This is a genomic window from Paenibacillus sp. FSL K6-1096 (assembly GCF_037977055.1).
Lineage (GTDB): Bacteria > Bacillota > Bacilli > Paenibacillales > Paenibacillaceae > Paenibacillus_AQ.
This window is the reverse complement of the sequence record NZ_CP150274.1, coordinates 3,513,714-3,526,979: the sequence shown is the minus strand read 5'-3', so window position 1 is coordinate 3,526,979 and position 13,266 is coordinate 3,513,714. Positions and strand designations below refer to the sequence as shown.

The following is a 13,266-nucleotide window of genomic DNA, read 5'->3' as shown; positions in this document are numbered from 1 at the left end:
TCGTCCGTTCGACTTATGCTGCCCCCCAAGCTTGTCAAGTAGGTACTGATGATTCCGAATTATAGCAGTAATCCCTGCAATTCATGTAGAATGAACATGTCAAGAAATTGTACTCTGGAGCCGTAAAATATTGCAGTAAACACGCGCGCTCATTCCTTGTCTTTGAGTGCAGTACGGTAGAAGAGTGGGGTTACTGATTCATGCTTTTTGAAGATTTTGATGAAATATCCGGCATCGCAAAAATTCAGGTGATTGCTAATCTCGTTGACTGACCAATCTGTTGTTGCCAGCAGCTCCTTCGCCCACTCAATCTTCATGCGTGCGACATACAGCGAGAAATGCTCACCCATCTCCCTGGTGAACAGGCGGCTGAAGTAGCTCGGACTGATATGGCAAAGATGCGCCAGCGATTTCAGCGAGAAATTCTCTTCCTTGTGGCTCAGCATGTAGTCGAAAGCGGGCTGCAGCGTAGGATTAGAACATTCCGTCTTGTATGCATTCCCGGCAGGCAGCGGAGTCTTGGAAGCCGAAGACGGCTCTGCCGGAAGAGCCGGCACCTCCGGCTTCGGCTTCTGCGGATTCAAGGGCTCATACTGGCGGTTCCGCTCCAGCAGCTCATGCTTCAGGATGGATTCTTTGACCACATAGTTACATAGATGATTGAGCATATCAGCTGTGGCAACGACCTCTTCATACGTCATGACAGGCAGCAGCTCGTATTTGCTGACCCGATCCGCCGTCATAGCATCCTGCTGCGGACGGGATACAATCTGCTCCAGATTCGGATTGCTTCCCTCCGCAAGCCGGATCTGGCCGGCCATCAGCGCACCGATGTATTGATTATCGACTATGATAGGGATGGCAATGTCGAGAATATCGAAGTGGCAACGATAGATGTAGGGACGGCTTAGACGAACCGCCTCCAGCCCTCCGCGCGCATCACATTTTTGACAATAGGGTGAGAATTCTTTGTCACTGCGGACGGTCTGGCAGAAGGCCTGACAGCGGCTATGTGTTGTGACCGGTACGCCTTTATAATCGACCATAATGATGGCCATGCGGGTTACAAGGGACAACGATTCTTGAAGCTTAGTCCATTCGCCCATATCAATGATATACTTCAAATCGAATTTGGATTGCATCCGGCTCACCCTTTCTATTCTCAGTTCTAATGAGAACAAGATAATTATAATTCAGATATCCACAACATGATAATACTATTTTTGCAGCATTTTAATTCGTTTGCTGTGTCCCATGCGTCCCTTCCTGCACTTGTCTATAATGGGAACATATCGACTCAAGGAGGAATGGAAGAATGAGAAGAACCTTTATCAGCCCGACTAAATACACTCAAGGTGAAGATGAACTGCTGCAGCTGGGCTACTTCGTCAGCACCTTCGGCACCTCGGCCCTGCTGATTGCCCACCCGGATGATGTAAAGCGTGTACAAGCTAAGCTTGATGCCACCAGCCGCCAATTCGGAATTACACTGGTGACCGGCGGCTTTCAGGGAGAGTGCTCCCGGCAAGAGATATCCAGACTCCAGGAGCTGGCCCGCGTGCATCAATGTGCCTGTACAATCGGTCTTGGCGGCGGTAAGGCCATTGATACGGCTAAATGTGTTGCGGAAGGTGATGCCTTAATAATCGTTCCTACGATTGCTGCTACGGATGCGCCGACCAGTCATTCGGCTGTTATTTACACACCTGAAGGCGCTTTCGAGGATTATGCCTATTTCAAGGCCAGTCCTTCTGTTGTGCTGATTGACACCACCGTTATTGCCAATGCTCCTACCCGTTTCCTGGTATCGGGGATGGGTGACGCGCTCTCCACTTATTTCGAAGCCAGAGCTACTGCAGCATCCTATTCAAATGTCAATGCGGGGCTTCCTTGCGGAGTATATGCAGGGGTAATTACTGAGGCCAAAGGCACCAAAGCCGCGCTGGCCCTTGCCCGCTTATGCTATGAAACACTGATGGAGGATGGAGTAAAGGCTAAGCTGGCTAGTGATCAGAACGTGGTAACCCCAGCCTTGGAAAATATTATTGAGACGAACATCCTGCTGTCGGGGCTGGGGTTCGAGAGCAGCGGCCTGGCTGCCGCACATGCCATCCATAACGGTCTGACTGCGATTGAAGGCACCCATCATTATTACCATGGGGAGAAGGTAGCCTTCAGCACGCTCGCGCAGCTCGTTCTGGAGAATGCGGAGCAGACAGAGATCGATCAGGTGCTGTCCTTCTGCTTGTCTGTGGGCCTTCCCGTATGTCTGTCCGATATTGGTGTCGCTTCCATAACTCATGATGAGCTGATGGACGTAGCCCGCAAGGCGTGCATTCCGGAGGAGTCGATTCACTCGATGCCGTTCCCGGTTACCCCGGAGGCGGTTGCTGCTGCCATTGCTGTTGCTGACCAGCTGGGCCAGGCCTTCAAAAAGAGCAAGGAGACATGCGCATGAAAAAAATAATCAATGACCCGGCTAATCTCGTACGTGAAATGTGCAGCGGTCTGGTAATGGCCTATCCTCAGCTGTCATTCGACAGCAAGTATAAGATTGTCTCCAGATCCCTCCCCAATCCTGATAAAGTAACTCTGATTAGTGGCGGGGGCAGCGGCCATGAGCCGGCACATGCCGGGCTGGTCGGTCCGGGCATGCTGGATGCCGCAGTCTGCGGGGATGTCTTCGCCTCCCCATCCCAGATTCAGGTCTATCAGGCGATCCGCAACAATACAGGCCATAAGGGCGCGCTAATGATTATCAAGAATTACAGCGGAGACATGATGAACTTTCAGAATGCAGCTTATCTGGCAGCTGAGGACGGCTTATCTGTAGATTATGTGAAGGTTGACGATGATATTGCCGTGGAGGACAGCCTCTATACGGTGGGACGAAGAGGAGTTGCAGGCACGATTCTCGTGCATAAGGTTGCCGGAGCAGCGGCTGAGGCTGGTCTGCCGCTGGCCGAGGTGAAGCAGGCTGCCCAGCATGCAGCCGACCGGGTGCGGAGCCTGGGCTTTGCCTTCACCTCCTGTACCGTACCGGCCAAAGGTACGCCGACCTTCCAGCTTCAGGACGATGAGATGGAATATGGGGTAGGGATTCACGGTGAACCTGGCATCCGTAGAGAAAAGCTGCTAACCGCCGATGAGCTGGCACAGCGAATGATCTCTGCCCTGCTGGCCAGTCTGAACCTGGATCAGCCGGATGGCGCAGAGGTGGCGGTGCTGGTCAATGGCTTCGGCGCAACGCCTCTGCAGGAGCTGTACCTGCTCAATCATTCCGTAATCCGCGAGCTGGCTGCGCGGGGCGTCACGATCCGCCGATCACTGGTCGGCAATTATATGACTAGCATAGATATGGCCGGCGCCTCCATAAGCCTGATGAAGCTTGATGACGAACTGCGCAGATGGCTTGCGGAGCCCTGCGACACTCCGGCGCTCCAGTTAAGAGGTGAGTTGGAGCCGATTCAATACATCAACCCTCTTCCGTGGCAGGATTCACAAGTTGAAGTGAGCCTGACAGTCGAGACCGATCCGGGCTTCGCTATCCTCCAGGACGAATGGCTGCGGCTGGAGAATATCATCTACCTGGTGGACAAGATGAGCGAGATTATTATCGCGAATGAGACTCCTTTCTGTGAGCTGGACGCCCATGCAGGTGACGGGGACTTCGGGATGAGTGTAGCCAAGGGCTTCAAGCAATTGAAGCGGGAGTGGAAGGAACTGCTGCAGCATCATTCCACGGATATCGGAAGCTTCCTTCAGGCCTGCTCCCTGATCATTATGGAGCATTGCGGCGGAGCCTCCGGTCCGATCTGGGGGTCAGCCTTCCGGTCCGCCGGTAAATATGCTTCGGGTCTAACTTCGCTGAACACACTGGAGGTGGCCGAGATGCTGGCTGCTTCGGTTGACGGCATTCAAGCCACCGGTCAACGCTCCTTCGGACGGGGAGCAGTTGTGGGTGACAAGACGCTGATAGATGCCCTGATTCCTTGTGTCGAGGCTTGGAAGAGCAGCGCCCAGCAGAAGCTATCCTTGAAGGAAGCCTTCGTCAGAGCGGGCGAAGCGGCTGTCACGGGGGCGGAGCATACGAAATCCATCGTTGCGCGGATGGGCCGGGCCGGAACGGTTGGCGAGCGCAGCATCGGTTATCCTGATGCAGGGGCTTATGCGCTGGGAGTTATTTTCACAGAGCTGTCTAACGCTGTTCAGTAGGTGTTGTCTGGGTATAAGCCCGCCTGTCACTTCATCGTGACGGCGGGCTTATTTGTTGTGGGAGTAAATGAGGAGCCTGGAATATATGCAGGGTGTGATATGATGGAAGACAATTAGCCTGGTCATTTTTGGGAGACAGATTCTTTGCAGGAGGGATTATCATGGAGTTAGAGAAGCAGGCTGCGCAACTGAAGCGGATCAAGACAAAGCTGGGGCAGGCCCTGCGCAAGGATGCGGAGTTCGCCGAATTTGGCTCCTCATCGCATCAATACAAGCTGAAAGCGAAGCTTACGGCAGGGGAACTGGCGGATTGGGAGGCACAATATGGGATCAAGCTTCCTGAGCCTTTTGCCGGGTTCCTGACAGAGATCGGGAACGGCGGGGCCGGACCGTATTACGGAATCTATCCGCTTGCACAGGCTACCTCCTATACCGAGCCTCCGGCCCTCCAGGGACGGGCTGCGCTTCATCCGGGGATGACTCCAGAGGAATGGAATCTCTTGACGGAGCCTCTGACGGGGGAGCGGGACATCTCGGATGAAGAATACGAGGAAGCGAGAAACAAGGCGCTTGGCGGAATGCTGTGTATCGGCACCCAGGGCTGCGATTATGAGATGTATCTGGTGCTGGAAGGGAAGCATCGGGGGAGGATTGTGTATACTTCGGAGTTTTATCCCGACCACCCGTTCTTCTTCGTCTATGAAGATAACTTCCTGGACTGGTACGAGCGTTGGCTGGATGAGATTATTCTGGATTATCACAACCCGTGGTTTGGCACCCGGCTGCCGGGTGACGAGAATACGCTCATTCAGTTGTATCGGACCACCCCTGACGAGAATTTGCAGATCAAGGCGCTGGAGGCTATGTTCAAGTTCAAGCGAATCGCCCCATCCACCCTGGAATTCCTTAACAATGTGGCTGAGCAAAGCCCCCGGGATTCCAAGACAGCCATCTCGCTGCTCTGCAAAACAACCTTTGCGGCGGGCAGGCCCTATCTGCTGAAGCTGTTGCAGTCGGATGACGCGGAGGGAGCGCTGCACGCCTTAACCATTCTGAATACTCACGGCAAGAATCAGGACCGGACCGAATTTATTCCGTTGATCCGGCAGCGGCTTGGGCACATTGACGACGCAGAAACCCTGCGTTATGCAGGTTATATCCTCAAAGACTGCGATGCTGTGGACTTCCGCGACTTCGCATCCTTCCTGTGCCATGCCAGCCTGGATATGCAGACGGCTGCGGTCTATGCTGTGAGAGATTGCCGGAACAAGCAGGAGAACTGGGAGATCATTGCACAAATGTTCCGCACTGGAGGAACTGAGGCGGTGCGCAGCACCATTTTATATTGGGACGTTATTCCGCATGAGAAGCTGCTGCCTTACTATAAGGCGATCTGGCCGGAATACAAAAGAAATCCTAATTTCAGGGAGAAGTTCGCCGCTTGCTTGCGGGAGCTGCATTTGCAGGAGGGTTATTTTGACTGAGCGGAAGGCGGTTGGAGATAGAGGGATAGGAGTGTTCTCATGAGACTTCGTGATAAAGTCATGCTCGTAACAGGCGTTACGGGCACGGCAGGAGATAAAATTGCCAGAAGATGTGTTAGCGAGGGAGCGGAGGTCAGAGGACTTATCCGAAATGCGGACCAGACCGCCCGATGTGAAGAGCTTGGCATTACACCCATCCTCGGAGACTTGACGGATGGGGCCGCCATCAAGGACGCCCTTCAAAATGTGAGCGTTATCATTCACGCTGCGGCGTATCTGGGGGAGGATCGGTCCATTGCGGAGGCCTCCAATATTCAGGGAGTTCAGAATCTGATTGACGGTGCTGTATCTGCGGGAGTGGAACGCTTCGTGCATATTTCTACGGTATCGGTCTATGGTCATTTTGACCAAGAGGTGGAGCTGGATGAGGCTAGCAGTCTTGCCTTCGGCCACGGGGAGGTATACATTGCCACCAAATGTGAATCGGAACGGATTGTACAGAGTGCAATGGCTAACGGGTTGCCAAGTGTGATTCTGCGTCCTGGAGTGATCTGCTCTGAAGCTAACTCGCACTGGGGTGACCGGCTGATCGCTAAGCTTGCTGATTCCGGGGAAGTGGACTGGATTCATCCGGAGGACTTAACGCCCTGGGTCCATGCGGACAACCTGGCTGAGATGTGTGTATTAGCAGCGACACAACCTGCGGCTGTGAACCAGTGCTACAATGCGATTGACGGAAATTATCCGGAACAAGATTTTACGATGCGTATCGGGCTTGCCCTGAACAAGAAGTTCGTTATCCCGGGCGGAGACCCTATAAGAACGGCGTATAGCTGCAACAAAATCAAAGACGAGCTGGGCTACAGTCCGGTCCAAACGTTCGAGGAGACCGTTGCCCGGCTGGAGCAGCAAGCTAGGGGAGTGCTAAGACCGAACGGGGAGGGGGACAGAAATGGACACCTTCTACCATGAACTCGGTGTGGACTGGATCATGACCAAAGCGATCGCCGCTGCGGTAGAGCGCAGGGCGGCGCTTGCGGGGCATGGGTATGTTCCGCTTAAGGATTTTGAGCTGCCGGACTACTATGGCCGGGTGAAAAAGTAGCAACAGTGCGACTGCCCTCGCTTAGGCGGGATACTGTTTAAAGCCCAATGCTGATGGGCATCCGCCCAGGCATCCTCTCCGCGAATGCATATGATGATTATGCCTAATGAAACGAGAGGGGAGCGATCAGATATGGGATTATTACCAGTGCCGGGAGGCGGCGGAGGGTTTCCGGGTATACCGGGGTTGCCAGGCGTGCCAGGTGTGCCGGGAGGACCGGGATTTCCCGGCGGAGGGCCCGGAGGATTTCCGGGAACGCCTGGAGGTGCACCGTCAGGGGTGCAGGCGCCGACCTCGCCTCCGCCGCAATTCGTACCGCAGGCACCGGCTGTCACCACGTATGCTGTGGACCCGGGGGGGATTAGAGGCTGCCTGTTCCGCAACACGTATGTCTGGCTGAATAACGGCGAGCAATTCTGGTTCTATCCGGTATTCGTCGGGCGGACTTCGATTGCCGGCTTCCGGTGGAACGGCTTCTTCTGGGGATATTTCGGCATTGATCTGAACCGGATTAGCTCGTACACCTGCTTCTAGGTCCGTCTGGAGAGTTCAAGCGATAGCGGGCTGTAAGATACACCTTGCCAAATTGGGGAGCAGGGTGTATTCTTTGTTTAAGATGTCAGTTAGTACTGACAGTCAGTTTTTGAAATGAGGAATAGGATGATGGAGAACCAACCGCTAAGTACCGGTGATAAGCTCCTGGCCGCTGCCGTTGATCTGTTCGCAGAGAAGGGCTACAAGAGTGTGACCACCCAGGAGATTGCGGCGGCGGCAGGCTTAAGCGAGAAGACGCTGTTCCGTAAGTTCGGAACCAAGCTGAACCTCCTGGAGCGGGCCTTCGACCGGTATCATTATACCCAGGATATGGCCAGGCTGTTCAACGAGAGCATTGTCTGGGAGCTTCATACGGATCTGCTGCTTGTCAGCCGGACGTATCATGAGATTATGAACCGCAACCGGAAGATCAATATGATATTTATCAAGGAAGGGGATCAGCTCCCCGGATTCAAGGAGTATAGCAGAACCGCCCCGGAGCAGCTGATGCGTCATCTGACGGATTATTTCAAGGCCATGACCGAGCAGGGGAAGCTGATTCCCGGGAATCCCAGGGTGCAGGCTGTGCAATTTATGGTGATGAATTATGGTGCATTCCTGAATAATCTGGACGATGAGGCCAATTTCACTTCGGTGTCGCTGGAGGAATTCATCACGGCCAGTGTCCAGACCTTTACTAGGGCTTTTACGCCCTAGTTGTTTTTTGAACAGAATGACAGTAAGTACTGACTGACTCAATCGGATTAACATATGCAGAGAGGAGCACCACCTATGAAAAATCACGCTATAACCCCTACTGCTAAAGGGAGTATATTAATGCGCGCACTTGTTTTTACCCTGGTGATATCATCAATGAATGCAAATATGTTCAATATTGTGCTGCCGACGATCAGTAAGCAATTTGAGTTATCGCAATCCCAGGTCAGCTGGGTCATTACCAGTTATATGATTGTATATGCTGTCGGTGCGGTTACTTTTGGCAAATTGACGGAGAAGTACCGGCTGAAGGACCTGCTGACGTATGGATTGCTGCTCTTTGTCCTGGGATCTATAGCTGGGGTAGCCGCCACCGAATATTGGATGATCATTGCAGGCCGTGTAGCTCAGGCAGGCGGGGCATCCGTAATCCCTGCTATGGCGATGATTATTCCGGTCCGTTACTTCTCCCCCGAGAAAAGAGGCCGTGCGCTGGGTACGTCTGCTATCGGGATAGCCTTGGGTACAGCGCTGGGGCCGATTGTAGCCGGTATGGTCATCAGCGTCTGGAGCTGGCGGATTCTGTTCCTCATTCCGTTGCTGTCACTGCTGACCCTGCCAGTCTACCGCAAATATCTGAATGATGGTGAATCGGGGCAGGCGGGTCCAATTGATTGGCTTGGCGGCCTATTGCTGGCTGGGGCGGTAACGGCCATTCTTTTGGCGTTAACGAACGGGAGCTTTCCGTCGGCGCTGGCAGGGGTCCTGATGCTCATCCTGTTTATTCTGCGTATCCGCTCCGCTGCAGCTCCGTTTATCCACCCGGATATTTTCCGGAACAAGCAGTATTCGATCATCCTGATGATTACCTTCTGTATTACGGCCATCAGCTTCAGCTCTCCGTATCTCATCCCGCAGCTGCTGGCGCTTGTAAACGGTCTGTCCCCTGCCTATATCGGAATCGTGATGCTGCCCGCTGCTATCGTTACCACGGTTCTGGGGCGCAAGGGCGGCAAGCTGGCAGATGAGCATGGGAATCCGCGGCTTGTGTATATTGCGGCAGCGCTTCTAGGGATAGGCTTCCTGTGCTTATCTTCAGCCGCTGGAGGATCAGCGGTTCTGGTCTCCCTCTCGCTGATCTTCTGTGTGCTGGGCCAGTCGTTCATGCAGGTTGCAATGTCAAATACGGCCTCGCAGAGATTAACCCCAGAGCAGACGGGAGTGGGGATGGGGCTATTCTCCATGCTCACCTTCATCTCGGCGGCTACCTCGACGGCGATCCTGGGCAAGGTGCTGGATGCTGGTGCTTCTGCGGCGTTCAATCCTATACCCAAGAATCAGGCTTCCTTTGTGTTTAGTAATATTTTTGTGGTGCTTGCTGTTCTGGTTGTTGCGGTGAGCGTGGTCTATTATGTGCAGTTTGGACGCAAGGAGAGTGGATCATCCGGGACCATAAGCAGAGGCTTATAATAACAGCCCGGCCAGCCGGTGAATTCCCTGCCCGATTAAGCTCTCGTCCACCTTGGCGAAGCCCAGCACCCACCCTTTTCTGCGGCTCGTAAGGCAGTAATGGGCAAGCGGGTATACGCGGATTCCCTGCTCCAGGGCAGACCGGGTTACGGCTTCCTCGTCACAGTCCGGTTCCGCCTCAAGGAAGACATGCAGCCCCGTATCTGCTCCGCTCAGGGTGAACCGCTCCCCCAGACCGCTTGATGTTATCGCCTTGGTGATGGCTTCGTGTCTGCGGCGGTACACATTGCGGACTCTGCGCATATGGCGCATGAAATGCCCCTTCTGGATGAAGTGGGCCAAGGTGAGCTGATCCATCACCGGAAGGTGACGGTAGGTCAGCTCCTGTACGCGGGCTAACTGGGCGATGGCCCGGGCCGGACCGACAATCGCTGAGATGCGGATGCCTGGGGCAATCATTTTGGAGAAGCTCATCAGATACAGGGTATTATTCGGTGCCTGGCTATAGAGCGTGGGCAGCGGGTCGCCGCGGTAGCGGAATTCACTGTCATAACCGTCCTCAATAATCCATAGCTGCTTCTGTACGGCCTGATGCAGCAATTGCTGTCTGCGCGGCTCGGACATCACGGAGCCTATGGCGCACTGGTGCGATGGGGTTACGAAGACGAGCCTGGATTCCGGGTGGAGCTGGTCAACCACAAGACCCTGACCGTCTACTGGTACTGGTGCTACGCGCATCCGCCGGTAGTTCATCGCCATCCAGGCGGCAGGGAAGCCGGGATCTTCCACAGAGACAGTATCTCCCTCCGTGAGAAGGGATTGGGCAATCAGGTCAAGGCTGTGCTGGGCGCCTGAGGTCAACAGAATCTGGCTAAGCTCAATCCGTATGCCACGCTCAAGCAGCAAATAACGCTGAATCTGTTCCCTGAGCTGTAGAAGACCATAGGGATTGCCGTAGGACCAATCGGATAATTCCATTGCGGTGGAGGCGTGAAGCAGCGATTGCCGCCAGTGATTCTGAAAGGTTCTGTCCACATAGGGCTCGTGCGGGGTGAAATCGATCTCCGCTTCCTGAGACGGATGGCCTCCGAACCAGTCTTGCAGCTGGTCCACCGCCGAGTTCAGCAGGGGAAGCGAGGGAGGAACGGGTCCTTCCGGCATGGTGTTCCGGGTTGTCTGGATGGCCGGATTCCAATGGCTCACCCGTGTTCCGCCCCGCCGGGAGGTTACGGTATACCCTCTGCTCAGCAGCTCCTCATAGACGAGCTGCACCGTGGAGCGTGATACCCCGAGCTGCTCGGCGAGCTCACGGGTAGGGAGCAGCAGCTCGCCCGGCGCCCAGATGCCGGTTGTAATATTATGAATGGCCTGATTCAGCAGTTGCTGCCAGATCGGGCTTGGGTCATTGCGGTTGACGAACATTATGAGGAATCCCCTCCCGGTTGTTATTTTGGTACAGTGTCTAAATTATGGATTGGTCAAAACTATGCTCTTTGGATATTTTAGCACAGTCCATTCGTTGATATACTACCGAATAACGTATACGCGGAGGACGCGGGGAGGAGAGGGTTCGGGATGAATCCGGTTCGTTACAAGGTTAGAGAGTGTAAGGATGAGGCGAGGATTGAACAGTTTTTACGGCAGGCGAGAATTGGGTATCTGGGATTAGCAGATGGGAATCGTCCCTATGTGGTGCCGCTGAATTATGTATGGATGGACGGAAAATTGTATTTCCACGGGGCCGGGGATGGAAGACGCAATCAGGTGATGAGTGAGAACTCAGAGGTATGCTTCACGGTCTGTGAGGAGTATGGGACGATCACGAACCCCGTGCCCGCCAAGACGGATACCGCTTATATGAGCGTGATGGTCTTCGGCCAGGCAGAGCCGGTGACGGATCTGGATGAAGCTACGCAGGTCTTGCAGGAGATGATGAACAAATATGTGCCCGGTTACTATAACCGGCCGCTGTCCAAGCAGCATGTGGAGAAATACCGGTCAGCCGTGTACGGCGGTCCGGTTCAAGTGTGCCGGATCACTCCGCAGCATCTGACAGCCAAAGAGAATCCGGTTGAAGCAGAGAGTATGTATAAGGCAGGCGCAGGTGAAGGGCAGAGCGTGTGATTGCTGCGCGGCAAACTAAATAGAGCATGAGCGCTTGGGCCGGTAACGGCCCAGGCTTGTTTGCGTTGTGGCAGGGGTGGAGTGTATGCGGAAAACCGACCACGATGCGCTCGGCGGGAGCGTGTGGAGCAAATGTATGCGGAAAAGCGAATACAATGGGCCGGGCAGGGGCGCGTGGGCTAAATGTAAGCGAGGACAGAGGGCCGGCAAAGTTGCTGTGACTGCTAGGATATCGTATGGTAAAGGGAGTAGAGTGAAAAAAGTTACAGTATACAGATAACTGTCATGTTGAAGCAGAAAGGATGAAGCAAATGACCAACGATCACCAAGCTCAATCCCCGGCTCCCCTTACAGAACCCGGACGTTATGTCCTTGATCTGACGGGTCCCGGCAGCCACACGCTTGACCGTAAGGCCGGTATGGGCAGCTTATCGATCGGCCCCCGGGAGTCAAAGCCACCGGCAGAGGTGCTGGTCGCTGCGGATGAGCGCATCAACTGGTCCGTGTTCGAGCCCTTCGCCACCCCTGCCGGCTCGCCCTGGCCGCGTTATATAAGCTATACCGGTGGTGATACGGGCTTCCTGGATTGGGCGGAACGGCGGCCGATTGAGAATATAAGCTGGACCCCGGTGCTGCCGGGGGCTGCATCCTTGGACGGTAGCCGGGCGGATATCTATACCCTGGGTATTAAGCTGGGTCCTCTGGCAAAGGGACCGATTAGCCTGGTCCTCCCGGAGAAGCTGTATAACCTGAGCCTGTCCGGTGATCTGACCCGCATCTCGGCCTCCGGCCATCTGCCGACTACTCTGGCCCTGGTACCGGATACGAGCCGGCGCAGGAGCGATGCGCCGTACCGGCTGCCGGACCTGGGTGAGCTGCAGGGGGTGACTAACCTGACGCTGAATAGCCCGCCCTTGGGTCAGCCGATCTCGCTGGATGGCCTGGAGCGGTTCCCGAGCCTGGAGTCGCTCAGCCTGTGGGGAAGCTTCTGCGATCTGGAAGCGCTTGCCCGCCTGACGGGGCTGACCAGTCTGGAGCTCCGCTTCATGCCGGAGCTGGAAGGCTTGCCTTCCCTGGATACGTGGCCGCTGCTGGACCGGTTCATCGCCTACAACGTGGAGGAGGCCTGCGGCAAGCGTCTGCGGCAGCAGATGAAGGCGCGCGCCAAGGTCCGCCCTTGGGATGATTATGCTTCCATAAGCCAGCTCAGGAAGCCGGAGTGGTGGCAGAGCGAATACGGCCGCCCGTTCGCGGCCTGGCCGAAGCGTCTCGCTAAGCTGGCGAACGAAGCTTATGATACGGCGCTGGCCTCACTGGCGGAAGCCCGCACTCTTGCCGATGCGGAAGCGGCGATTACTGTGTTCACCGAGCGTTTCAATTCGCTGAAGGGCATTGAGACGACCGAAAGAGAGGATCTGGGCGAGGCGGTATGGCAGCTCAGCCAGAGTAAGCACGGGATCGGCCAGCCGATTCCGGAAGAGGCCGCCCAGGGCTGGTTCGACGCGGCGCGGGATTATTGAGCTGAAGCGGCAGGCCGGAATGGCTGGAAATGGCCTGGAAATCATCGGTTCTTATAAAAATTAAGATAAATCTTAAAATTTATATCCATTAGTGATA

Annotated in this window: 12 protein-coding genes; 10 read left to right on the top strand and 2 right to left on the bottom strand. The window is 54.9% G+C overall.

Features of this window, described 5'->3' with window-relative positions:
* Window positions 1–149: 149 nt before the first annotated feature.
* Window positions 150–1,142 (bottom strand): PocR ligand-binding domain-containing protein, encoded by a 993-nt coding sequence (locus MHI24_RS15650; protein WP_340026512.1) that lies wholly within the window; start codon window positions 1,140–1,142, stop codon window positions 150–152.
* 173 nt (window positions 1,143–1,315) lie between these two features.
* On the opposite strand from MHI24_RS15650, the gene MHI24_RS15645 reads away from it, so the two are divergent.
* The 8 genes from MHI24_RS15645 to MHI24_RS15610 all read left to right on the top strand — a co-directional run bounded on the left by MHI24_RS15645 (window position 1,316) and on the right by MHI24_RS15610 (window position 9,525).
* A complete protein-coding gene (locus MHI24_RS15645; RefSeq protein ID WP_340026511.1) occupies window positions 1,316–2,458 on the top strand; it encodes a glycerol dehydrogenase in 1,143 nt (380 codons plus the stop codon).
* The gene (gene dhaK, locus MHI24_RS15640; RefSeq protein WP_340026510.1) at window positions 2,455–4,215 is read left to right on the top strand and encodes a dihydroxyacetone kinase subunit DhaK; all 1,761 of its coding nucleotides are present in this window, start codon (window positions 2,455–2,457) and stop codon (window positions 4,213–4,215) included. Before MHI24_RS15645 ends, dhaK begins: the two co-directional genes overlap by 4 nt.
* Before the next feature lie 161 nt (window positions 4,216–4,376).
* Entirely contained in the window at window positions 4,377–5,699 is a 1,323-nt protein-coding gene (locus MHI24_RS15635; RefSeq protein ID WP_340026509.1) for an SMI1/KNR4 family protein, read from the top strand.
* 39 nt (window positions 5,700–5,738) lie between these two features.
* Window positions 5,739–6,671 carry an NAD(P)-dependent oxidoreductase gene (locus MHI24_RS15630; RefSeq protein ID WP_340026508.1) on the top strand — a complete coding sequence of 311 codons (933 nt, stop codon included), beginning with the start codon at window positions 5,739–5,741 and terminating at the stop codon, window positions 6,669–6,671.
* Window positions 6,652–6,804 carry a hypothetical protein gene (locus tag MHI24_RS15625; RefSeq protein ID WP_340026507.1) on the top strand — a complete coding sequence of 51 codons (153 nt, stop codon included), beginning with the start codon at window positions 6,652–6,654 and terminating at the stop codon, window positions 6,802–6,804. The genes MHI24_RS15630 and MHI24_RS15625 overlap by 20 nt, the downstream gene beginning before the upstream one ends.
* Window positions 6,805–6,936: 132 nt before the next feature.
* The gene (locus MHI24_RS15620) at window positions 6,937–7,338 is read left to right on the top strand and encodes a collagen-like protein (protein ID WP_340026506.1); all 402 of its coding nucleotides are present in this window, start codon (window positions 6,937–6,939) and stop codon (window positions 7,336–7,338) included.
* 126 nt (window positions 7,339–7,464) lie between these two features.
* Window positions 7,465–8,055: a TetR/AcrR family transcriptional regulator gene (locus MHI24_RS15615; RefSeq protein ID WP_340026505.1), complete on the top strand. Its 591-nt coding sequence runs from the start codon at window positions 7,465–7,467 to the stop codon at window positions 8,053–8,055.
* Between the two features lie 156 nt (window positions 8,056–8,211).
* A complete protein-coding gene (locus MHI24_RS15610) occupies window positions 8,212–9,525 on the top strand; it encodes an MFS transporter (RefSeq protein WP_340026504.1) in 1,314 nt (437 codons plus the stop codon).
* Here the strand turns inward: MHI24_RS15610 and MHI24_RS15605 are convergent.
* Window positions 9,520–10,950: a PLP-dependent aminotransferase family protein gene (locus MHI24_RS15605; RefSeq protein WP_340026699.1), complete on the bottom strand. Its 1,431-nt coding sequence runs from the start codon at window positions 10,948–10,950 to the stop codon at window positions 9,520–9,522. The genes MHI24_RS15610 and MHI24_RS15605 overlap by 6 nt on opposite strands.
* 150 nt (window positions 10,951–11,100) lie before the next feature.
* On the opposite strand from MHI24_RS15605, the gene MHI24_RS15600 reads away from it, so the two are divergent.
* Window positions 11,101–11,649 (top strand): pyridoxamine 5'-phosphate oxidase family protein, encoded by a 549-nt coding sequence (locus MHI24_RS15600; RefSeq protein WP_340026503.1) that lies wholly within the window; start codon window positions 11,101–11,103, stop codon window positions 11,647–11,649.
* Between the two features lie 311 nt (window positions 11,650–11,960).
* The gene (locus MHI24_RS15595; RefSeq protein WP_340026502.1) at window positions 11,961–13,169 is read left to right on the top strand and encodes a hypothetical protein; all 1,209 of its coding nucleotides are present in this window, start codon (window positions 11,961–11,963) and stop codon (window positions 13,167–13,169) included.
* The last annotated feature ends 97 nt before the right edge of the window (window positions 13,170–13,266 follow it).